The sequence below is a fragment of the Streptosporangium sp. NPDC000563 genome (genome assembly GCF_040299985.1).
Taxonomy (GTDB): domain Bacteria; phylum Actinomycetota; class Actinomycetes; order Streptosporangiales; family Streptosporangiaceae; genus Streptosporangium.
Genome location: NZ_JBEPDA010000009.1, coordinates 88,589 through 109,678, shown reverse-complemented (window position 1 = coordinate 109,678; position 21,090 = coordinate 88,589). Strand labels below are relative to the sequence as shown.

Sequence of the window (21,090 nt, the reverse complement as noted above, 5' to 3'; positions counted from 1 at the left end):
GTGTGCGACCGCGTCGGATCTCGTACCCGGCGCGCGCCGACACGGACGCGACCCGGCGCCGGAGCCCTCGTCGCGCATCGCGTGCACGTCGGCGTCACCGTGGTCCCGGTGCGGGAGCCGCCTCAGACCTGGTACTTGTCGCGCATCTCCCGCAGGTTCCGCAGCGCCTCGGCGACCCGTGGATCCGCGGAGAGACCACCCTCCGGGTCCAGGGTGGGCATCCGCCCCTGCAGCGCCTCACTGAACCCCGTCATGCCGCCGAGCAGGGGCGCCAGTACCTCGTCCATCCGGGCGGCCGCCATCTTCGAGGCCTCCCCCACGGCCTCCATGATCGCCTCTCCCAGCGCCTCCGAGCCCAGTCTCATCGCCCTGGGATTGATGTCGACGCCCAGCAGTGCCCCGCCGGGAGCGACCTCCACCTTCACCAGCCCGTCGGCCGCCTCGCCGTGGGCCCGCATCTCGGTCAGCTCCTCACGCATCCGCTCGTAGCGCGCCGAGAGCTTGTCGAACCCCTCCGCCAGCTGGTCCACCTCAGGATTACCCGTCCGCCCGAAGCGGCCGTCAGCCGTGGTCATCCGAATCCTCCAGGAAACGAGTCAAGATCAAAAATGCCATACGCACTCTAATGCCCCATATGGCGATAACGCGGGTAAACAGCCACCATCCACCTCAAGGAAGTCGCCCGACGACGGGCCCGAACAGGCTCGGCGCTCTCCAGGGGGCGCCGTTCAGGCGCGTGCGGCCGACCAGCCGATGTGAGGTGCCACCCGGGCGAGCAGGCCCGGCAGCGCGGGGTGAAGGCCGGTCGGCAGTTCGTCCTCGCCGAACCAGGTCAGGTTCCCGATGCGGTCCGGCTCCGACGGCGTGACCTCGCGCGGGTCGACCAGAACCGCGAACTGGACGGACACCCAGTGGGTCGGCGCGTCTCCCGAGGTCCGCCTCACGTTGGCCACCCCCACCTGGACCAGCTCCATGGCGGTGGCGCCGAACTCCTCCCCCACCTCGCGCCGCACACACTCCTCGAAGTCCTCGCCGAAACCGAGTTCGCCCGCCCCGGAGTCCCACACCTCGCGGCTGTCTCTCGCCTTGGGGCCGCGCAGGTGAAGAAGGACGCGGCCCTCGCCGTCGTGGCAGACGAAGCTGCAGCTGACCCCGATGTGGGAGCGGCCCGCCGGGCGGGGGTCGACGGGTGCCGTGCTGTTGTCGCGGTCGCTCAAGGGAGTCCGTCCTGGGCAGGGGAGGCGCGGGCGGTCGCCCGCCGGTCAGGGACAACCGTAGGTCAACCGGCACCCGGAGCACACCGCGAGACCGGGAGTCACCGGGTCCCCCTCGGAAGCGCACCCTAAGGCAGCGAGCCGGAACGACGGGCGAAACGGGTGGTCCGCCCCGGAGCCGCCACGGCGGCGGGACCGGGCACTCGACGGGACGGACCAGCATGATCATCTGTCGTACCCACCGGCGTCCGGACGCTGGCGCGCCGCCCGGACGGTGGCATCATGGCCGATCCGCAGAGCGTGGAGCGGCCGGCAGATGATCTCCCCCCTCAGCGGGAAGGTGAAACACCCTCCACATACCTAAAGACGCCAAAACGGCCACAAAAGGATGCTTCGCCCTTCAAGATTTTTCCGGACGCGCACAACACGCGGGCGGCCTCCCGGACACACCCCCTCCGATCGCCCCCCGTCCCCGGATCTCCTCCCTCCGCCCACCCCGGAGACCGCATAGGCTGGTGGAATGGACAAGGTGGTAAAGAGCGACGCCGAGTGGCGCGTCCAGCTCTCTCCCGAGGAGTTCCGCGTGCTCCGCCAGGCGGGGACCGAGCGCGCCTTCACCGGGGAGTACGTCGACACCAAGACGGTGGGTGTCTACAGCTGCCGCGCCTGCGGCGCCGAACTGTTCAGGTCCGATACCAAATTCGACAGCCACTGCGGCTGGCCGAGCTTCTACGAGCCGTCGAAGTCCGAGGCGGTGACCCTGATCGAGGACCGCTCGATGGGCATGACCCGCGTCGAGGTCAGGTGCGCGACCTGCGACTCGCATCTGGGCCACGTGTTCCACGGCGAGGGTTACGGCACCCCCACCGACGACCGATACTGCATCAACTCCGTCTCGCTGAGGCTGGAGCCCGTCGAGTAAGCTACCGGCTCACACCCGTGAAGGCCTCGCCGGAGCGCACCTCCGGTGGGGCCTTCAACGCGTTCGGACAGTCATGTCGCTCCGCCCGGAAGGTTAACGAGCCGCCAGGAGGGGCAGAGCGAGACGACCCATGGTATTCACGGTTTCGCTTAGTGTGATCGTCTAAGGAGTCCTCGTGCATCTCCGCCACAAATGGGAGATCATCGAGACCATCGGCCGGGTGGTCACCCAGCGCTGCTCGATCTGCGGCAAAACCCGGGTCCGAGTGGCCCCGGTGGCGCGCCGCGTCGACTATCGCGGACTCGGATAGGTGAGGCGGCAGTCGGGGTCGTCGGGGCCGAGGACGTTGGCCAGGACCGGGTTGCCGTTCTCCCCGAATTCCGCCTGGACGAAGACCACGGGGCTGGGCACGCCGAGCTCTCCGACGAGATAGTCGACCCCCGCCTCACAGAGCTTGATCGCCTGCTTCGAGTTGCTCGCGCTCTCCGGCAGGTCCGTGTATATCCGCAGATAGCCGCCGACCATGCGGATGTCCTTGACCCGCTTGGTCGCCTTACGGCTCTCGAAGTAGGCCACCGCCTTCTTGTCGGTGTGCTTGGACGGCCCCGAGGCCTCGGTCTCCCTGTCTTTCTGGCGCTTCTTCTCGGCCTTGGACCGTTTCGCGGCCTCCTCCTCGCTCTTCGCCCCCTTCCCGTCCACCTCGGCGGCCACCACCGCGCCCGACACGGGGGACTGCGGCGGTGCGGCGGCGCGGGGAACGGCGCTCGGCACCGGCGCCGGGGTCATCCCGCCCGCCGAGGCCTGATCACCGGAAAACCACCCGCTCACCGCGAGGGCCCCCACGGCGAAGGCGGTGACGGCCACCGAGACCTCGAGAACGGGTGAGCGAGACTTCTTTCTCCGGCGCCCCCGAGCACGTCGCCTGGATCGTGCCAGATCTTCGCCCCTTTTCACCTTCGGCCTCACATAGACGGGTGATTTTCCCCGAGTATGACAAAGCCAAGGGACGACAAAGAGACCTTCAGCGGATTATTTTCCGCCGGGCCGTCACAGGAGACACTTCCCTCACCTCACGAAACTCCCGAACCTCACGGGTTTCGAGAGGTTCACGGAGTGTGCCCGGCCGCGCCTCCCCTTCGCCGCCGGGCCGAAGCCCCGCGGCGAAGGAACGCGCGGAGGCTACGGCAGCGCCGCGATCAGCTCGCTCGGCGGCTTGCGGACCCCCGTGTAGAAGGGCGTCTCCTCGCGGGTGTGCCGCCGGGCCTCGGCGCCCCGCAGGACGCGCATCAGGTCGACGATGCGGTGCAACTCGTCGGCCTCGAAGGCAAGCATCCACTCGTAGTCGTTCAGCGAGAAGCAGGCGACGGTGTTCGCCCGCACGTCGGGGTAGTCGCGGGCCATCCTGCCGTGCTCGGCGAGCATCCGGCGGCGGTCGGCGTCGTCCAGGAGATACCACTCCAGGGAACGCACGAACGGGTAGACGCTCACGTACGCCCGCGGCTCCTCCTCGGCCAGGAAGGCCGGGATATGTGACTTGTTGAACTCGGCCGGTCGGTGCAGCGCCATGGCCGACCAGACCGGCTCGGCCAGCTGTCCCAGGCCGGTGCGGCGGAAGCGCGAGTAGGTCTCCTGCAGGTCCTCCGCCGTCGGGGCGTGCCACCAGAACATGAAGTCGGCGTCGGCGCGGAAACCCGACACGTCGTACAGACCGCGGGTGACCACGTCCTTGCGGCCCATCTGGGCCATGAGCTCCTCGACCTCGGCGGCCATGCCCTCCCGGTGGCCCGGACAGCGCTCCTTCATCCTGAAGACCGACCACATCGTGTAGCGGATCACCTGGTTCAGGTCGCGCGCCTTGGGGCGCGGGTTGGCGTCCGTCATCGTCACCCCTTTGTCAACGAATCGGTGCTGTCCCGCCATTCTCTCGCGGGATCGAGGTGGTCGAGAATCCGGGCCGCCGCGGTACGGGCGGTGGCGACGCAGGCGGGAATGCCGAGACCGTCGTAGGCGGCACCGCACAGGGCCAGGCCGGGCTGGTCGGCGGCGGCCGACCGGATGCGGGCCACCCGGTCGAGGTGGCCCACCTCGTACTGCGGCAGAGACCCTCCCCACCGGGTCACCCGCGAGTCGCGGGGCAGCCCGCGCACGCCCATCACCTCGACCATCTCGGCGATCGCCAATGCGACCAGCTCCGCGTCGTCGCGCTGCAGCACGCCCTCCTCGCCGATCCTGCCGATCGAGCAACGCAGCAGGACCAGGCCGGGGTCGTTCTCGGCCAGGTGCGGCCACTTGACCGAGCTGAACGTGGCGGCCTTGATCGGCCGCCCGTCGACGGCCGGGACCAGGTAGCCGCTGCCGGTCGGCGGAGCGGGGAACGCCTCGCGCGGGTAGGCGAGGGTGACGATGGCCATACTGGCGTACTCGATCCTGGCCAGCTCCGCGGCGGCCCGGGGCACCTCCCCGGCGAGCAGACGGCTCGCCGCGGGCGCGGGAACGGCGATGATCACCGCGTCGGCCTCGACGGTCTCCGGGGCGGGGACGGGTCCGGTGACCAGCAGCCAGCCGTCCTCGGTCCGACGCAGCTCCCTGACCGTGACGCCGGTCCTGATCTCGGCCCCCGAGGCGGCGGCGACGACCTCGGGCAGGCTGCCCATCCCTCGCCTCAGGGTGGTGAAGACGGGGCCGGCGTCCTTGGGGGTGTCGGCGACGATCTCCCTGGTCGCGGCGAGCAGCGACCGCTCCGACCTGGCCGCGATCGCGATCCTCGGCATGGTCGCGTCCAGCGACAGCCGCTCGGCCCTGCCCGCGTAGACGCCGCCGAGCAACGGTTCGACGAGCCGGTCGACCACCTCCTCGCCCATCCTGGCCCGGACGTAGGCCGCCACCGACACGTCGGTGGTGACGCGCGTGGCCGGAAGGATGTGGTCCAGGGGCACCCGGGCCAGGCCCGCCGGGCTCAGCACGCCCGACCTGGCCAGCGCGAGGACGTCGGAGGGAACGCCCATGACGTGTCCCTCCGGCATGGGCCGCAGCGAACCCCTGGTCAGGATGCCCGCCTTGACGGTGCCGGGAGACATCAGCTCGTCGCCCAGCCCGGCCAGCCTGGCCAGCTCCTTGCCCTCGGGCCGCCGGGCGAGCATCGCCTCGGCACCCGCGTCCATCATGACTCCCGCCACCTCGGTGGCGTGCAGCTTGCCGCCGATCCGCGAGGCGCCGTCGAGAACGGTCACCCTGAGGTGCTCGCCGCGCCCTCGCAGGTGCCACGCGGCGGCCAGCCCGGCGATCCCGCCGCCGACGACCACCACATGCCTCCGCTTGCCTTCCATGACTCCCGACCGTATCGCCCCCTCCCCGCGCCCGCGTATCCCGCTCACGCTCCCGGTACCTCCGTGACCCGGCGGCGTGAAGAACGTGACGCCATCGTGACTGCCCGCGTCGAACCGCCTCACCGCGCCGGGCGTCAGGAGGTTCATGAGATCAGTGAGCAGAATCCGGTGTGGTCCGCGCCTGGCCGCTCCCCTGGTGGTCCTGGCGCTGTTGGTGTCCGCCTGCGGAGGAGGGGTCGAGTCGCAGAGCGCGTCCGACGCCGCGGCACCCGCCGCCGGCTCCGGTGCGCGGGGGGACGTCCAGGTCGGCGAGGCGGCCCCGCAGGACGCCTCGGGCAGGGACACCGCCCCGAAGAACGAGGCACAGAAGACCGCCCAGGTGAAGGTGGTCCCACAGGACAGGGCGATCATCTACACGGCGGAGATGACGGTCAGGGCCAAGGACGTCACCGCCGCCGCCGAGCGGGCACGGCAGATCGTCACCGCCGCGGGCGGCTACCTGGCCATGGAGAGGTCGGACGCCCACTCCGGCGGCGAGGGCTCCGCGACGCTGGTCTTCAAGATCCCGCCGGGGAACTATCCCGGCGCGCTCGACCGGCTGGGCAAGGATCTGGGCACCCGCGAGTCGCTGCAGCAGAACACCGAGGACGTCACCGAGCAGGTGGCCGACGTGGAGAGCCGGCTGAAGTCGGCGAAGGCCGCGCTCGACTCGCTGCGCACACTGCTGAAGCGGGCCAACACCATCGGCGAGGTGCTCGAGGTGGAGCGGGAGGTCTCCAACCGCGAGAGCGAGCTGGAGTCCCTGCAGGCGAGGCAGAAGACCCTCGCCTCACAGACGAGCGTGGCGACGCTGACGCTGAACCTGGTCGGCCCCGCGACGGTGGTTCCGCAGGAGGAGGACGAGCCGTCCGGTTTCCTCGGCGGCCTGCGGACGGGGTGGAGCGCCTTCGTCACCGCCGTCAAGGTCGGCCTGACGCTCCTGGGCGTACTGCTCCCCTGGCTCGTCCTCATCGGCCTGGTCTGGCTCGCGGTGGCCCTCATGCGCCGCGGACGGCGCTCAGGACGTGGCGACGGGCCGCTCGGCCCCGCGCCCGCGGACCCCGAGCCGGACCGCTACGACGAGGACGAGGCGGAGGACGGCGAGGACGCGAAGGAGAGCGGGGGCGGAGGACCGGTTCCCATGAGCCCGGGGCGGGGAGGCGCCCCCGGGTGAACGCCCGGGGCGCGCGGGCCGGGCGTCCGACCGCCCGCGATGGGGCGTCTCCGGCCGGGGAGCCGGGTCCGGTCAGCGGGCCGAGGTCTCGTGGACGAAGTCGGTGAGGCGGGCCAGCTGGTCGGGGTCGGTGCCGGGCAGCACTCCGTGGCCCAGGTTGAACACGTGGCCCTCGGTCTCGGCCGCGCGGGCGAGGATCTCGCCCGCGCGGCGCTCGACGACCTTCCAGGGGGCGAGCAGGATCGCCGGATCCAGATTGCCCTGCAGCGCCTTGCCGGGGCCGACCCGCGAGGCGGCCTCGTCGAGCGGGACCCGCCAGTCGACGCCCACGACGTCGGCCCCCGCCTGACCGAGCAGGCCGAGCAGCTCGCCGGTGCCGACACCGAAGTGGATGCGCGGGACGTCCAGGTCTGCCAGGCCCGCGAAGATCCGGCTGGTGTAGGGGAGGACGAACTCGCGGTAGTCGTCGGGTGACACCGCGCCGACCCAGGAGTCGAAGAGCTGGACGGCGGAGGCCCCGGCGGCGAGCTGCACGCGCAGGAAGCCCAGGGTGATCTGGGTCAGCCGGTCCATGAGGGCGTGCCACAGCTCCGGCTCGCCGTACATCATGGCCTTGGTGTGGTCGTGGTTCTTGGAGGGGCCGCCCTCGATGAGGTAGGAGGCCAGCGTGAACGGCGCTCCCGCGAACCCGATGAGGGGGGTCCCGCCCAGCTCCTTCGTCAGCGCCTGGACGGCCTCGGTGACGTAGGAGACGTCGTCCGGCTCGATCGGCCGCAGCGCCTTGGCCGCCTCGGCGTCCCTGATCGGCGCGGCCACCACCGGTCCGACGCCCGGCTTGATGTCGAGGTCGACGCCGATCGCCTTGAGCGGGACCACGATGTCGCTGAAGAGGATGGCCGCGTCCACGCCGTAGCGGCGGACCGGCTGCATCGTGATCTCCACGACCAGCTCGGGGGTGGCGCAGGCCGTGAGCATCGGCACTCCCTCGCGAAGCGCCCGGTATTCGGGCAGCGAGCGACCGGCCTGGCGCATGAACCACACCGGCGTGTGAGGAACGGACCGGCGGCGGCAGGCGCGCAGGAAAGCGGAGTCGACGAGCTCGGAAGTCACCCCACCAGGGTGCCATGCCGACAGACCGCTCGGCTCACCAAGGCCCTCGACCGATGAGTTCAATACGAAATCACCGACTATTCAATGAGATCGCACGTCACACCCCACAGACACTGTCAAGTGATGACAACGATCGCGCTTTACCGGTTTTGAGAGCTTCGTCCACTGAAATCCGATGTTGGCACGCGGCAGATGAGAACAGGCGGAGCGAGGCGATCATGTTTCCGGGTACAGTTCCTCTCATCGGCGATCCTGGCCCGGCCCTCGGCTGGTCCAAATGTTCGCCAAGTCACCGCGCGGCATCGATTCCCGCACCACTTTGGGGACACGCCGAGCACGCTGCGCGGAAATGTCGGCGCGACGTGCCAACGTCGGACCACGACCCGACGAAAGGCCCGTGCGATGTCCACCATGTGGAGTTCACCCGAACGTCGCGGTGAGCACCGTGCCTCCCGCACCAGCGGGCGGGGTCCCCACCAACGGTCCCATCCCCGCGGTCACGACCGGGGCGAGCGTCACGAATGGGCCGACACGGAACGGGTCCGCGCCGGGCACGGTCACGAGCTCCTCCCGGAAGTTCCCGTCGGCGGGCTCACCCTCGCCCCTCGCAGGCCGTCGGCAACGGCTTGATCGGTTCCAATGGCTCCTATACGCACCCCAGTGGTCCCCATGCGATCAGTTTCGACCTACGCTTCCGATATGACCGTCGGTGACGCGCCGCCCGCTCCCGCCGCCTTCAGGCGCGCGGTGGCGAGCATGCGCCCCGCGGAGGTCAGGCCCGAGATCGAGCTGGAGGACATCCCGGCCCCGCAGCGCCTGGCCCCCTATTCGGCCGCGATCGGCGCGTCGGTGTACCGCGACGACGACGAGCTCGCGGTCGGCCGCCTCATCGTGCTCTTCGACCCCGACGGCCAACGCGGCTGGGACGGCCAGTTCAGGCTCGTCGCCTACGTACGGGCCGACATGGAGCCGGAGATCACCGAAGACCCGCTGCTCGGACCCGTCGCGTGGAGCTGGCTCACCGAGTCGCTCGACGCCCACGGCGCCGGCTACGCCGCCGCCGGAGGCACCGTCACCCGGGCGGTCTCCGAGGGCTTCGGCAACAAGGCCGAAGACCCGGTGACCACGGAGCTGGAGCTGCGCGCATCCTGGTCGCCGCTGCAGGAGGACCTCTCCGGCCATGTCGCCGCCTGGTGCGACCTGATGTGCCTTGCCGCGGGCATGCCACCCCTGCCACCCGACGTGGCGGCCCTGCCGCCGCGCCGTCGCGAAGATCCGGAGCCCTTCAGAACGTGACCGATGAGACGACCGTAGTCCCGCTGCTGGAACCTCGTGAGGGAATCCCACCCGTCGTCGAGGATCCGGCGGCTCTCGCGCGCGTGGTACGCGCCTTCGCCGAGGGCACAGGCCCCGTCGCCGTCGACGCCGAGCGCGCCTCCGGCTACCGCTACAGCGGCCGCGCCTATCTCGTCCAGCTGCGCCGCGCGGGCGCGGGAAGCGCCCTGATCGACCCCATCCGCTGTCCCGACCTGTCGGAGCTCGACGCGGCGCTCGCCGACGCGGAGGTGGTGCTGCACGCGGCCTCCCAGGACCTGCCGTGCCTGGCGGAGGTGGGCTTCCACCCGCGAGAGCTGTTCGACACCGAGCTGGCCGGTCGACTGCTCGGCTACGAGCGGGTCGGGCTCGGCCTGATGGTCGAGAACGTCCTCGGATTCAGGCTGGAGAAGGGCCACTCGGCCGCCGACTGGTCCACCCGACCTCTGCCGGAAGACTGGCTGCGCTATGCCGCCCTCGACGTCGAGGTCCTGATCGAGCTCCGCGACGTCCTGCACGAGGAGCTGATCTCCAGCGGCAAGCTGGAGTGGGCGCGGGAGGAGTTCGCCGCCGTGCTCGCGCACAAGGCGCCGGCCCCGCGCTCCGACCCGTGGCGGCGCACCTCGGGGATCCACAAGGTCCGCTCGCTGCGCGGGCTGGCGGTGGTGCGGGAGCTGTGGACACTCCGCGACGAACTCGCCCGCCAGTCCGACGTCGCCCCCGGCCGGGTCCTGCCCGACTCGGCGATCGTGACAGCCGCGCTTGAGCTGCCCCGCACCACCAAGGCGCTCACCGACATTCCCCCGTTCACCGGCCGCAGCGCCCGGCGGCACCTGCGCGACTGGCTGGCTGCGATCGGCGCCGCCCGCTCACTGCCCGACTCGGAGCTGCCGCAGCCCAGCGCCCCCGGCGACGGGCCGCCACCGGCCAACCGGTGGATGGACCGCGACCCGGTGGCCGCCCGCCGGCTCGCCGCCGCCAGGGCCGTGGTGGCCGCGCTCGCCGACGAGCATCACATGCCCGCGGAGAACCTGATCCAGCCCGACGCGATACGCCGCCTGACCTGGGAGCCACCCCCGGTCATCAGTGACGAGAGCGTGGTCGCCCGGCTGCGTGAGCTGGGTGCCAGGGAGTGGCAGATCGGGCTGACGGCCCATCCGATCGCCAAGGCCCTGCTCCGTTTGGAGATCAAGGGTCAGGCGTGAGGCCCCCGCCCTTTACAAAGTAGATCACTTCCCGTTCCATTCCCGGGACCGGGCCGAGCACGTCCACACCGGCCCGGATCCCCGGTCTCGGGAACGCTCCAGGCCGGCTCAGTTCCGGCAGGCCGCGGAAAGAGGGCGTTCCGCCTCGTCGCTCTCGTCACCGACCGGCTCCGGCCGCACGTAGGGGATGGCGCACCACACCGTCCGGCCCAGCCCGCGGCCGTGCTCGCGGGTCCCCCAGCGTCCACCGGAGAGCCGGTCGACGATGAGCAGGCCCCGACCGCGTCTGGCCTCGAAAGGCCGGCGCCACGAGATGTGCGGCGCACGAGAGGCGGAGCCGGGGTCGGAGACCTCGACGTGGACGGAGTCGTGGGTGGCGGTCAGGGTGAGACCGATCAGGTCGTCCACCAGGCCGGGGTCGGCGTGCTCCACGGCGTTCGCCAGCAACTCGGAGACCACCTGGACGACATCGGACAGCAGGACGTGGTCGGGACCGAGGGCCTCACGCGTCTCATGGCGGGCCCGTCCGACCGATTCGTAGGCGCTGTCCAGAAATACCTCCGCGAGTTTTCCCGTCTTCATGCCCGAAGCCCTCCACCTGGTTTCACGAATCGCCGTCTTCACATCCACCTTCGCGGGGAATCCCTTCGAAGAACGACTACCCTTCGTGTCCGGCTCGACACATGACAGCCCAGCGCTTCCCGGCATTTTCCGCGCGGCCGTCGAATAACCCGGGGCATTCACCCGCACCGGTCTCAATGTCGGCCTTTCATGAGGAATGCGATCCGATATGGAGTTCGGCGGACATTCAGTGCCACGGAATATCACGCAACCAAGATGATCATCCTCTTCGCGACGTCACGGCTCCGGGGGCCGGGCCCCCACCGCCACCGCCCCCGGGGGGCTCGGGGACACCGGCCCCGGAGCGCGGGGGACGGCGGCCCCGGACAGGGCGGGGACGGCGGGGGCCGGCGGGGCGGGAGGCTCAGCAGCTCGCGAGCATGCTCTGCAGGGCGCTCTTCTCCGAGCTCTGCAGGGTCAGCTTCCAGTAGTACTTCACCTGGATCCACGCCCTGGCGTAGGTGCAGTGGAAGCTCGCCAGCGGTGGCCGCCACGTCGAGGGGTCCTGGTCGCCCTTGGCCTGGTTGACGTTGTCGGTCACCGCCCACAGCTCGGGCCCGCCCAGATCGTTCGCGTACTCCTGGCGCTGCGCGCTGGTCCACGCGTAGGCGCCCGAACGCCACGCCTCGGCCAGTGGCACCATGTGGTCGATGTCGACGTCACTCGCGGCGGTCCAGGTGGCGCCGTCGAACGGGGAGTACCACCGGCCGGAGACGGCCGCGCAAGCGGAGTCGACGACCACTCCCGTGCCGTCCCTTTTGAGCACCGTCTCCCTGGTGTTGCAGGAGCCGCTGATGGTGATCCAGTGATTGAACAACGACCGGCTGTAGGAGGACTGGTTCGTCTCCGCGGCGACGGTGAGCGTCGCGAGCCTGCTCGCGGCGGTGGCCGCGGAGGGAATGTTGGGCGGGGTCGCCGACGCCGCCCCTGCCGTCAGGGAGACGGCCAGGGAGACGATGAGGAGAATCGGCGTGAGGGCAGCGGAAATCCCGGTGACGACTCGTTTCACGAGTGGCCCCTTCTGTCGCTCCACCTCGGCCAGTCGAGGGGTCTGGGCACGGCGAGAGGAGGACAGACGGAACGTCTCAACTCATGACAAATACGGAAATGTCATGCTTTGACGACGAGTCAGGACACGCTTGGTCGGATACTGCCCTGATGCGCGCTCGGACGCGTTTCAGCTGCGATGACGTGGGACACGGAAAACGCGAGACTCTCTTTCACCCGCCCTTTTCTCGCGAACGTGTTGTAAAGATCTCGTGAACGCCGGAATATCTCCGGGAAACGCCGGGAATCCTCCGGTCCGGACCTCAGGACCACCTCGACGACCTCGCCCCGGCCCCGGCCGGCGTTCCCGCCCCGCGACTCCGAGGGGCACCGGCCGGCATCCCGCTCATCCGGACATCGCCCGGCGCTTGCCGCAGGCGGGACGACTGTCGTACGGTGGAAAGGAAAGCGCTTTCCTCAGAGGTCGGAGAAAGATGTCCCCGCAAAGCATCGGCGTGGTGATGAACGGCGTCACGGGCCGCATGGGCTACCGCCAGCACCTGGTCCGCTCTGTCCTGGCGATCAACGAGCAGGGCGGCGTGCCCCTGTCGGGCGGCGAGAGGGTCCTGCTCAGACCGGTGCTGGTGGGCCGCAACGCCGAGAAGTTGCAGAGGCTGGCCGACGACCACGGCATCGAGTCCTGGACCACCGACCTCGACACCGCCCTCGCCGACGACGCCAACCTGATCTACTTCGACGCCCAGGTCACCCAGGCCCGCGTGAAGGCCGTGCTCGCGGCGATCGAGGCGGGCAAGCACGTCTACGCGGAGAAGCCGACCGCCGAGACGTACGAGGACGCGCTGGCGCTCGCCGAGACCGCGACCGCCAAGGGGGTGAAGAACGGCGTCGTGCAGGACAAGCTCTTCCTTCCCGGCCTGCTCAAGCTCAGGCGCCTGATCGACGGCGGCTTCTTCGGCAGGATCCTGTCGGTGCGCGGCGAATTCGGCTACTGGGTGTTCGAGGGCGACTGGCAGGAGGCGCAGCGCCCGTCGTGGAACTACCGCTCCGAGGACGGCGGCGGCATCGTCCTCGACATGTTCCCGCACTGGGCCTACGTGCTGGAGAACCTGTTCGGCCGGGTCACCTCGGTCTACGCCCAGGCCGTCACCCACATCCCCGAGCGGGTGGACGAGCGGGGTGAGACCTATCGGGCCACCGCCGACGACGCCGCCTACGGGGTGTTCGAGCTGGAGGGCGGGATCATCGCGCAGATCAACTCCTCCTGGAGCGTGAGGGTGAACCGCGACGAGCTGGTGGAGTTCCAGGTCGACGGCACGCACGGCAGCGCGGTCGCCGGTCTGCGCGACTGCCGGATCCAGCACCGCGCCGCCACTCCCAAGCCGGTGTGGAACCCCGATCTGCCCGCCACCGCCCGCTTCAGGGACGGCTGGCAGGAGGTGCCGGACAACACGGAGTTCGACAACGGCTTCAAGATCCAGTGGGAGCGGTTCGTCCGCCACGTGGCCGAGGACGCGCCCTTCCCCTACGACTTCGCCTCGGGAGCGCGCGGCGTCCGCCTCGCCGAGCTGGGCCTGCGCTCCTCCACGGAGGGCCGCCGCCTGCCGGTGGAGCCGTGATGGCCGCGCCGAGGACCGCGCGGATCGCGCTGCCCGGCGGGGAGCACACCCTGCGCGAGCCGGTCACCTGGAGCAGGCCCGCGGGCCCCGCCGTGAGCCGCGTCGTCTACGCCGCCGCCCACGTGGTCGCCGATCCCCTCGGCGACAACACCCCGGGCTCCCCCGCCGCCGTCGACTGGGACGCCACCCTGCGTTTTCGCCACCATCTGTGGTCGTACGGGCTGCGCGTCGCCGACGCCATGGACACCGCCCAGCGCAACATGGGGCTCGACTGGACGGCCACCCGCGAGCTGATCCGGCGCAGCGCCGCCGAGGCGAAGGCCTTCGGCGACCCGGCGGAACTGGTGGCCTGCGGCGCGGGCACCGACCAGGCCCCGCACGCCCGGACCCTGGACGAGATCGTGGCGGCCTACACCGAGCAGATCGAGACCGTGCGGGACGCGGGCGCCGGGGTCATCGTGATGGCGAGCCGCCGGCTGGCCGCGATCGCGCGGGGCCCGGAGGACTACCACCGGGTCTACGGCGAGCTGCTCTCCGGGGTCGACCGCCCGGTGATCCTGCACTGGCTGGGCGAGATGTTCGACCCGAACCTGGCGGGCTACTGGGGCTCGCGCGACGTGACCGAGGCGACCGCGTCGTTCCTCTCCCTGATCCGCGACCACGCGGCGAAGGTGGACGGGGTCAAGGTCTCGCTGCTGGACGCCGAGCACGAGATCGGGTTGCGCGCGGCACTGCCCGAAGGCGTACGGCTCTACACCGGCGACGACTTCAACTACCCCTCGCTGATCGCGTCGGGCAGCCACGCGCTGCTGGGGATCTTCGACGCGATCGCCCCCGCCGCCGCCGCGGCCCTGGAGGCACTCGACGCGGGCGACCTGCGACGGTACGACGAGATCATGGAGCCCACGGTCCCGCTCTCACGGAAGATCTTCGAGGCGCCGACGTACAACTACAAGACGGGCATCGTCCTCCTCGCGTGGCTCAACGGCCACCAGGACGCCTTCAGCATGGTCAACGGCGCTCAGGCGGCCAGATCCCTGCCCCACCTGGCCGAGGTGTTCCGGCTGGCCGACCGGGCCGGGCTGCTGGCCGATCCCGAGCTGGCGGTCTCCCGGATGCGCTCCCTGCTGGCGGTGAACGGCCTGTGATCGCGCGAACGAGCCGTCTCTCGCTGAACCAGTGGACCACGAAACGGTGGTCGGTTGCCGAAGCCGTCGACGGGTGCGTGCGGCACGGCGTCGAGGCCATCGGCCTGTGGCGGCAGGACGTCGCCGCGGCGGGCCTGGAGGAGACCGTGAAGCTCGTCGCGGACGCCGGGCTGCGGGTGTCGTCGCTGTGCCGGGGCGGTTTCCTCACCTCGGGCGGGCAGAACGCCCTGGACGACAACCGCAGGGCGATCGACGAGGCCGCGGCGCTGAACGCCGCCTGCCTGGTCATGGTGGTCGGCGGCCTGCCCGGCGTGGTGCCCGGCGAGCCGCCCGGCACGATCTCCCGGGACCTGCCCGCGGCGCGGGAGCGGGTCGCCGAGGCACTGGCCGTGCTGGCACCGTACGCGGGCGAACGCGGGGTGAGGCTCGCCCTCGAACCGCTGCACCCGATGTACTGCGCCGACCGGGCCGTGCTGTCCACCCTCGCCCAGGCACTCGACCTCGCCGAGGCGCACCCCTGCGAACAGGTGGGCGTCGTCGTCGACACCTTCCACGTGTGGTGGGACCCGCGGGTGCTTGAGCAGATCGCGAGGGCCTCGGACCGGATCGCGAGCTACCAGGTGTGCGACTTCCTGTCGCCGCTCCCCGCCGACGTGCTGCTCGGCCGGGGGATCATGGGTGAGGGCGTCATCGACTTCGCCCCGATGACCCGGGCGGTGGCCGAGGCGGGCTACACGGGGGACGTCGAGGTCGAGATCTTCAACGCCGAGGTGTGGGCGGCCGACCCCGACGAGATCCTGTCCAGGGTGAAGGCCGCCTTCGCCGAGTTCGTCGGAGGGTGACGGGCACTCTCCCGCCACGATTTTTCTGAGCGAAGGACCGTTCCAGCGGGAGGAAAAACGTATTCGCCGAGCCCGGATTACCGCTTCACGGTGGAGTGACGTGTCAGGTACTCGTACGGTAGGGACATGACGACCGCAGAAAGCGAAGCCCGCCCCGCCATACAGCGGCCGCCGGAACACGTGATGGCCGTGCTGGAGACGATCAGGGAGTGGGAGGCCGCCAACCCCGACTCCGCCCCCTCGGGCCAGGGAGAGGCGATTCTCTGGGCCCTGGGAAAGCGGGAGCAGGCGCCGATCAGCGGTCGTCCCTCCTCGGGATCCCCGCCCACCCTCGCGGAGGCGCGCGCCGAGATCGACGCCGCCGAGCGGGTTCCGCGCGAGGGCCGGGTCCTGCCGGCCGACGGGGTGATCAGCACCCTGAACTGGTTGATCGGCGCCAAGGACGGCCTGCCCATCCCCGGCCGCCGCTCCTCGGAAGGCTGGGGACACCTGGTCGGCGGGCGTGGCGTGATCCTGCGCACCGAGGACGAGATCGCCGCCGTCGCCGAGCTGGCCCGCCAGGGCCGGCCCAACGCCGCGGGCGAGTGGGAGAAGGAGTGGTGCGCGGGCACCGTCGCCGTGTGCGAATGGGTGCTCGGCACCCGCAGGAAGTCCCCGGTCCGTAACACGCCTCGCCCCATGCACGGACCGACCGGCCTCAACCTCGGCATGGAGGAGAGCGCGGCCGAGGACGTGTCCCGGCAGCTCGGCCGAGGGCGCCAGCACTCTCCCGGATACGGTGACGGGGTCATCAGGACGATCCGCTGGCTGCGCGGGCAGATCATGGTCCCGCCGGTCAACGAGCGGGGAAACCCCGTTCCCGGCATGCGCTGACCCCGCTCCCCCCGTCTCCCTTTTTCCCGCGTTTCGCCGCGTTTTCCCGCGACACACGATCGGCCCGGACCGCCCCAGGGGTATCCGGGCCACCTGTCGTGTCACCCCGGGCCGTGGCCTCTGCCGTACCTCTCCGGGCCGTGGCCGCCTGTCATGTCATCCCAGGCCGCGGCTGCTCTCCCGGAGGATCACCTCGCCGCTCACGGCCTCGGCCCGGACCTCCTCGGACGGGCCGAGGGCGAGCTCCAGCGCACGGGCGCCCATGTCGGCGAGCGGCAGCCGCACCGTGGACAGCGAGGGAACCAGGTCGCGCAGGGTGGAGATGTCGTCGAACCCGGCCACGGACACGTCCTCGGGCACCCGGACGCCCCGGTCTCTGAAGGAGGCGAGGGCGCCCACCGCCATCACGTCGTTGACGGCGAAGACGCACGTGACCCCGGAGGTCCGGGTGGCCGCCGCGTAGCCGCCCTCCCGGTCGAAGGTGCCGTGCAGGACGCGCGGCGCGGGCAGGCCGAGCTCCTCCAGCGCGCCGGCGAAGCCCTCCACCCTGTCCCTGGGCGCGATCAGCCAGTCGGGCCCGGCGAGGATCGCGAAGTTCCGGTGTCCCAGCCCGGCGAGAGCGCGGGCCAGTTCGGCGGCGCCCCGGCGGTTGTCCGGCACCACCGTGTCGACGCCGAGCAGATCCTGGCCCACGCAGGCGACCCGGCCCCCGGACTCCCGGTAGCGGTCGAGCTCCGCCCGGAGCCTCTGGGTCGTCCGCGGGTCGGTGACCCGGGAGCCGACGAGCAGCACGGCACGGACCCGCTGCGCGTTGAGCGTCGAGACGTAGGCGATCTCCCGCTCGGGGTCACGGTGGGTGGTGCCGATCATGACCATGAGCCCCTGGCTCTCGGCGACCCGCATCGCCCCGTCGGCGATCGCGGCGAAGTAGGGGTCGGTGAGGTCGTGGACGACCAGGCCGATCACATTGCTCGCACCCCTGGCGAGGGTCTGCGCGGCCACGTTGGTGCGGTATCCCAGCTCGGCGGCGGCCAGCTCCACCTTGGCCCGCAGGGGTGCGCCCACCTGCCGGGTGCTGCCGTTGAGCACCCGTGACGCCGTGGCGAGCGAGACGCCCGCATGCCGGGCGACATCCTCAAGCGTGACCACCGACAACCTCCTGGAAAGCGTTTTCCAAAGTCTGTCAGAGTTACCCTCGCCCCGCACCCCGGACACGGGCCCGCGAGGTGGGGCGTGAGCCCGCACACTCCTGGGGACAACTTACCCACCTCCCGTCCACCCGGTCGCACCAAACCTTGTTACTGACGAGTAGCATGGTGGGGAAGCCATCCAGCAACGAGGAGCGAACCCGTGCCTTCGTCTCGTGACGTCGTATTCGTCGACGGTGTGCGCACACCATTCGGCAGGTCGGGCCCCAAGGGCCTGTACGCCGAGACGCGCGCCGACGACCTGGTGATCCGCGTCATCCGCGAGCTGATCCGGCGAAACCCGAATCTGCCTCCCGAGCGCGTCGACGAGGTGGCCATCGCGGCCACCACGCAGATCGGCGACCAGGGCCTCACCCTCGGCCGCTCCGCCGCGATCCTGGCCGGGCTGCCCAAGACCGTGCCCGGCTACTCGATCGACCGTATGTGCGCGGGCGCGATGACCGCGGTTACCTCGGTCGCCGGCGGCATCGCCTTCGGCGCCTACGACGTCGCGATCGCCGGTGGCGTCGAGCACATGGGCCGCCACCCCATGGGCGAGGGCGTCGATCCCAACCCCCGGTTCCTGGCCGAACGGCTCGTGAACGAATCCGCCCTCGTCATGGGCATGACCGCGGAGAACCTCCACGACCGCTACCCCTCCATCACCAAGGACCGCGCGGACGCCTTCGCCCTCGCCTCCCAGGAGAAGGTCGCCAAGGCGTACGCCGACGGCAGGATCCAGCAGGACCTGGTCCCGATGGCGACCAGGTCCGCCGAGAAGGGCTGGGGGCTGGCCACGGCCGACGAGGCCCCCCGCCCCGGCACCACGCTGGAGGGCCTCGCCGGGCTGAAGACCCCGTTCCGCCCGCACGGCCGGGTCACCGCGGGCAACGCCTCCGGCATCAACGACGGCGCCACCGGCTGCGTCGTGGCCGCCTCCGACGTCGCCGAAGAGCTCGGCCTCGCGCCGAAGATGCGCCTGGTCTCGTACGCCTTCGCGGGCGTGGACCCGGAGGTGATGGGTGTCGGGCCGATCCCGTCCACCGAGCGGGCCCTGCGGCTGGCCGGGCTCTCCGTCTCCGACATGGGACTGTTCGAGATCAACGAGGCGTTCGCCGTGCAGGTGCTGGCGTTCCTCGAACACTTCGGCATCGCCGACGACGACCCCCGGGTGAACCCCTACGGCGGCGCCATCGCCTTCGGCCACCCGCTCGCCTCCTCCGGGGTGCGTCTGATGACGCAGCTCGCCCGCGAGTTCGGGGAGCGCCCCGACGTCCGCTACGGCGTGACCACGATGTGCGTGGGCCTGGGCATGGGCGGAACGGTCATCTGGGAGAACCTCGGCTGGGAGGGCGAGAAGTGACGGACAACAAGACGAACAGCGAGACGGACATCACGCGGCTCTTCGCCGACGAGGTCGTCACCCGGGCGGCCGTGCGCGACGTGGAACTGCCCTACGGGGCGGGCACCATGGCCCTGATCACGCTGGACAACGGCTTCGATCACACCAAGCCTTCGACGTTCGGCCCCGCCGGGCTGACCTCGCTGGGCGAGGCCCTGGACGCGGTCGCCGCACGCGGCGACCTGGCGGCCGTGGGTGTCGTCGGCAAGCCGTTCGTCTTCGCCGTCGGCGCCGACCTCAAGGGCGCCGCGCTGGTCTCCGAGCGCGAGCAGGCGCTGCTGATCGGCAGGCTGGGGCACGACGTGTTCCGCCGTCTCGGCGAGCTGGACGTGCCCTCGTTCGCGTTCGTCAACGGCGCGGCCATGGGCGGCGGCCTGGAGGTCGCGCTGCACTGCACCTACCGGACCATCTCCTCGGGCGTGGCCGCGGTGGCGCTTCCCGAGTGCTTCCTCGGCCTGGTCCCCGGCTGGGGCGGAACCCAGCTGCTGCCCCGGCTGATCGGCCCGGCCGCGGCCGTCAAGCTGATCGTCGAGAACCCGCTCGCGCAGAACCGCATGATCAAGGGCGGGGAGGCGTTCGCGCTCGGCGTCGCCGACGCGATGTTCGAGCCCGCCGACTTCCTGGAGGAGTCGCTGCGCTGGGCCGCCCAGGTGCTGCGCGGCGAGGTGACGGTCTCCCGCACCGACCACACCGGGGACGACTGGGCCAAGACGGTCGCCGACGCGCGCTTCCTGCTCGACATGAGGCTGCACGGCGCCTCCCCGGCCCCCTACCGGGCGCTGGAGCTGGTCGAGTTGTCCCGCACCGCTTCGCGCGACGAGGGGTTCGCCGCCGAGGACGAGGCCCTCGCCGACCTCCTCATGGGCGACGAGCTTCGCGCCGGCCTGTACTCCTTCGACCTGGTCCAGCGGCGGGCCAAGAAGCCCGCGGGCGCCCCCGACAAGGCGCTGGCCCGCAAGGTGACCAAGGTCGGCGTCGTCGGCGCGGGCCTGATGGCCTCGCAGATGGCGCTGCTGTTCGCGCGCCGCCTGGAGGTCCCGGTCGTGCTGACCGACCTCGACCAGGACCGCCTCGACAAGGGCGTGGGATACGTCCACGCCGAGGTGGACAAGCTGCTCGGCAAGGGGCGCCTCTCCGCCGACCAGGCCAACCGGCTCAAGGCCCTGGTGACCGGCTCGCTGACCAAGGACGCGTTCGCCGACGCCGACTTCGTCATCGAGGCGGTCTTCGAGGACATGAAGGTCAAGCGGAAGGTGTTCGCCGAGGTGGAGGAGGTCGTCTCCGCCGAGTGCGTGCTCGCCACGAACACCTCCTCGCTGTCGCTGACCGAGATGGCCTCGGGGCTGCGCCACCCGGAGCGCGTCGTGGGCTTCCACTTCTTCAACCCGGTCGCGGTGATGCCGCTGCTGGAGATCGTGCGGGGAGCGAAGACCGACGACGCGACGCTCGCCACGGCCTTCTCCGTCGGACGGTCGCTGAAGAAGTCGTCCGTGCTGGTCAAGGACGCGCCCGCGTTCGTGGTCAACCGCCTGCTGACGCGCTTCATGGGCGAGGTCATCGGCGCCGTCGACGAGGGCACCCCGCTTGAGGTCGCCGACCACGCGCTGGACGGGCTGGGCCTGCCGATGACCCCGTTCGCGCTGCTGCAACTCGTCGGCCCGGCCGTGGCGCTGCACGTCGCCGAGACGATGCACGAGGCCTTCCCCGCCCGCTACGGGGTGTCGGAGAACCTCGCCCGGCTCGTCGCGGCGGGCAGGCCCGGTGTCTACGCGCCGGACTTCTCGCTGGACCCCGAGGCGGTCGCCCTCTTCGCCGGCGGCACCTCCCCGTCGACGGCGGAGGAGGTGCGGCTGCGGGCGCTGCGGGCGCTGGCCGAGGAGATCCGCCTCATGCTCCAGGAGGGCGTGGTCTCCGCTCCCCAGGACATCGACCTGTGCATGATCCTCGGTGCGGGCTGGCCGTTCCACCTGGGCGGCGTCACCCCGTACCTGGACCGGACGGGCATCGCCGAGCCGCGGTTCCTGCCGCCGGGCGTGGCCTCGGTCCCCGCCTGACGTCTCCTTCTCGCGGCCCCTTCCCTCGGGAACGG

Annotated in this window: 20 protein-coding genes; 11 read left to right on the top strand and 9 right to left on the bottom strand. The window is 70.9% G+C overall.

Annotated elements, in window-relative coordinates:
- Positions 1 to 122: 122 nt before the first annotated feature.
- Both ABT352_RS21790 and ABT352_RS21785 read right to left on the bottom strand, forming a co-directional pair.
- The gene (locus tag ABT352_RS21790; RefSeq protein WP_350946706.1) at positions 123 to 575 is read right to left on the bottom strand and encodes a YbaB/EbfC family nucleoid-associated protein; all 453 of its coding nucleotides are present in this window, start codon (positions 573 to 575) and stop codon (positions 123 to 125) included.
- Positions 576 to 728: 153 nt separating this feature from the next.
- The gene (locus ABT352_RS21785; protein ID WP_350946705.1) at positions 729 to 1,217 is read right to left on the bottom strand and encodes an NUDIX hydrolase; all 489 of its coding nucleotides are present in this window, start codon (positions 1,215 to 1,217) and stop codon (positions 729 to 731) included.
- A 517-nt stretch (positions 1,218 to 1,734) separates the two neighbouring features.
- Here ABT352_RS21785 and msrB point away from each other — a divergent pair.
- Together msrB and ABT352_RS21775 are read left to right on the top strand one after the other, a co-directional pair.
- Positions 1,735 to 2,136, top strand: coding sequence for a peptide-methionine (R)-S-oxide reductase MsrB (gene msrB / locus ABT352_RS21780; RefSeq protein WP_350946704.1), 402 nt, complete (start codon positions 1,735 to 1,737; stop codon positions 2,134 to 2,136).
- Positions 2,137 to 2,311: 175 nt separating this feature from the next.
- Entirely contained in the window at positions 2,312 to 2,446 is a 135-nt protein-coding gene (locus ABT352_RS21775; protein WP_350946703.1) for a hypothetical protein, read from the top strand.
- On the opposite strand, the gene ABT352_RS21770 is transcribed toward ABT352_RS21775, so the two are convergent.
- From ABT352_RS21770 to hemG, 3 genes are all read right to left on the bottom strand, one after another.
- Positions 2,428 to 3,000 carry a hypothetical protein gene (locus ABT352_RS21770; protein WP_350946702.1) on the bottom strand — a complete coding sequence of 191 codons (573 nt, stop codon included), beginning with the start codon at positions 2,998 to 3,000 and terminating at the stop codon, positions 2,428 to 2,430. The genes ABT352_RS21775 and ABT352_RS21770 overlap by 19 nt on opposite strands.
- Before the next feature lie 315 nt (positions 3,001 to 3,315).
- Entirely contained in the window at positions 3,316 to 4,017 is a 702-nt protein-coding gene (gene hemQ, locus ABT352_RS21765) for a hydrogen peroxide-dependent heme synthase (RefSeq protein WP_350946701.1), read from the bottom strand.
- Positions 4,018 to 4,019: 2 nt separating this feature from the next.
- The gene (gene hemG, locus ABT352_RS21760; RefSeq protein ID WP_350946700.1) at positions 4,020 to 5,462 is read right to left on the bottom strand and encodes a protoporphyrinogen oxidase; all 1,443 of its coding nucleotides are present in this window, start codon (positions 5,460 to 5,462) and stop codon (positions 4,020 to 4,022) included.
- 154 nt (positions 5,463 to 5,616) lie between these two features.
- On the opposite strand from hemG, the gene ABT352_RS21755 reads away from it, so the two are divergent.
- Positions 5,617 to 6,675 (top strand): DUF4349 domain-containing protein, encoded by a 1,059-nt coding sequence (locus ABT352_RS21755; RefSeq protein WP_350946699.1) that lies wholly within the window; start codon positions 5,617 to 5,619, stop codon positions 6,673 to 6,675.
- 72 nt (positions 6,676 to 6,747) lie between these two features.
- On the opposite strand, the gene hemE is transcribed toward ABT352_RS21755, so the two are convergent.
- Positions 6,748 to 7,785, bottom strand: coding sequence for a uroporphyrinogen decarboxylase (gene hemE / locus ABT352_RS21750; RefSeq protein WP_350946698.1), 1,038 nt, complete (start codon positions 7,783 to 7,785; stop codon positions 6,748 to 6,750).
- 699 nt (positions 7,786 to 8,484) lie between these two features.
- Between hemE and ABT352_RS21745 the strand changes: the two genes are divergently transcribed.
- Both ABT352_RS21745 and ABT352_RS21740 read left to right on the top strand, forming a co-directional pair.
- Complete coding sequence (locus tag ABT352_RS21745) at positions 8,485 to 9,081, top strand: DUF3000 domain-containing protein (protein ID WP_350946697.1); 597 nt, start codon at positions 8,485 to 8,487, stop codon at positions 9,079 to 9,081.
- Positions 9,078 to 10,304: an HRDC domain-containing protein gene (locus ABT352_RS21740; RefSeq protein ID WP_350946696.1), complete on the top strand. Its 1,227-nt coding sequence runs from the start codon at positions 9,078 to 9,080 to the stop codon at positions 10,302 to 10,304. The genes ABT352_RS21745 and ABT352_RS21740 overlap by 4 nt, the downstream gene beginning before the upstream one ends.
- A gap of 108 nt (positions 10,305 to 10,412) precedes the next feature.
- Here the strand turns inward: ABT352_RS21740 and ABT352_RS21735 are convergent, their stop codons facing one another.
- Together ABT352_RS21735 and ABT352_RS21730 are read right to left on the bottom strand one after the other, a co-directional pair.
- Positions 10,413 to 10,886 (bottom strand): ATP-binding protein, encoded by a 474-nt coding sequence (locus ABT352_RS21735; protein WP_350946695.1) that lies wholly within the window; start codon positions 10,884 to 10,886, stop codon positions 10,413 to 10,415.
- 403 nt (positions 10,887 to 11,289) lie between these two features.
- On the bottom strand, positions 11,290 to 11,934 hold the full coding sequence (locus ABT352_RS21730; RefSeq protein ID WP_350946694.1) for an HNH endonuclease family protein: 645 nt from the start codon (positions 11,932 to 11,934) through the stop codon (positions 11,290 to 11,292).
- Positions 11,935 to 12,406: 472 nt separating this feature from the next.
- Between ABT352_RS21730 and ABT352_RS21725 the strand changes: the two genes are divergently transcribed.
- The 4 genes from ABT352_RS21725 (at position 12,407) to ABT352_RS21710 (ending at position 16,412) form a co-directional block, all read left to right on the top strand.
- The gene (locus ABT352_RS21725) at positions 12,407 to 13,549 is read left to right on the top strand and encodes a Gfo/Idh/MocA family protein (RefSeq protein ID WP_350946693.1); all 1,143 of its coding nucleotides are present in this window, start codon (positions 12,407 to 12,409) and stop codon (positions 13,547 to 13,549) included.
- Entirely contained in the window at positions 13,549 to 14,697 is a 1,149-nt protein-coding gene (locus ABT352_RS21720) for a dihydrodipicolinate synthase family protein (RefSeq protein WP_350946692.1), read from the top strand. The genes ABT352_RS21725 and ABT352_RS21720 overlap by 1 nt, the downstream gene beginning before the upstream one ends.
- Complete coding sequence (locus ABT352_RS21715) at positions 14,694 to 15,539, top strand: sugar phosphate isomerase/epimerase family protein (protein ID WP_350946691.1); 846 nt, start codon at positions 14,694 to 14,696, stop codon at positions 15,537 to 15,539. Before ABT352_RS21720 ends, ABT352_RS21715 begins: the two co-directional genes overlap by 4 nt.
- Before the next feature lie 126 nt (positions 15,540 to 15,665).
- Positions 15,666 to 16,412: a hypothetical protein gene (locus ABT352_RS21710; protein ID WP_350946690.1), complete on the top strand. Its 747-nt coding sequence runs from the start codon at positions 15,666 to 15,668 to the stop codon at positions 16,410 to 16,412.
- Positions 16,413 to 16,568: 156 nt separating this feature from the next.
- Here ABT352_RS21710 and ABT352_RS21705 read toward each other — a convergent pair whose 3' ends face one another.
- Entirely contained in the window at positions 16,569 to 17,561 is a 993-nt protein-coding gene (locus ABT352_RS21705; protein ID WP_350946689.1) for a LacI family DNA-binding transcriptional regulator, read from the bottom strand.
- A 201-nt stretch (positions 17,562 to 17,762) separates the two neighbouring features.
- On the opposite strand from ABT352_RS21705, the gene ABT352_RS21700 reads away from it, so the two are divergent.
- Positions 17,763 to 18,962, top strand: coding sequence for a thiolase family protein (locus ABT352_RS21700; RefSeq protein WP_350946688.1), 1,200 nt, complete (start codon positions 17,763 to 17,765; stop codon positions 18,960 to 18,962).
- Positions 18,959 to 21,055, top strand: coding sequence for a 3-hydroxyacyl-CoA dehydrogenase NAD-binding domain-containing protein (locus ABT352_RS21695; RefSeq protein ID WP_350946687.1), 2,097 nt, complete (start codon positions 18,959 to 18,961; stop codon positions 21,053 to 21,055). Before ABT352_RS21700 ends, ABT352_RS21695 begins: the two co-directional genes overlap by 4 nt.
- Positions 21,056 to 21,090: the final 35 nt, after the last annotated feature.

Coding starts and splice junctions, on each gene's coding strand:
- ABT352_RS21790 (WP_350946706.1), bottom strand. CDS start 575: ATGACCACGGCTGACGGCCGCTTCGGGCGGACGGGTAATCCTGAGGTG.
- msrB (WP_350946704.1), top strand. CDS start 1,735: ATGGACAAGGTGGTAAAGAGCGACGCCGAGTGGCGCGTCCAGCTCTCT.
- hemQ (WP_350946701.1), bottom strand. CDS start 4,017: ATGACGGACGCCAACCCGCGCCCCAAGGCGCGCGACCTGAACCAGGTG.
- hemG (WP_350946700.1), bottom strand. CDS start 5,462: ATGGAAGGCAAGCGGAGGCATGTGGTGGTCGTCGGCGGCGGGATCGCC.
- ABT352_RS21745 (WP_350946697.1), top strand. CDS start 8,485: ATGACCGTCGGTGACGCGCCGCCCGCTCCCGCCGCCTTCAGGCGCGCG.
- ABT352_RS21735 (WP_350946695.1), bottom strand. CDS start 10,886: ATGAAGACGGGAAAACTCGCGGAGGTATTTCTGGACAGCGCCTACGAA.
- ABT352_RS21725 (WP_350946693.1), top strand. CDS start 12,407: ATGTCCCCGCAAAGCATCGGCGTGGTGATGAACGGCGTCACGGGCCGC.
- ABT352_RS21720 (WP_350946692.1), top strand. CDS start 13,549: ATGGCCGCGCCGAGGACCGCGCGGATCGCGCTGCCCGGCGGGGAGCAC.
- ABT352_RS21710 (WP_350946690.1), top strand. CDS start 15,666: ATGACGACCGCAGAAAGCGAAGCCCGCCCCGCCATACAGCGGCCGCCG.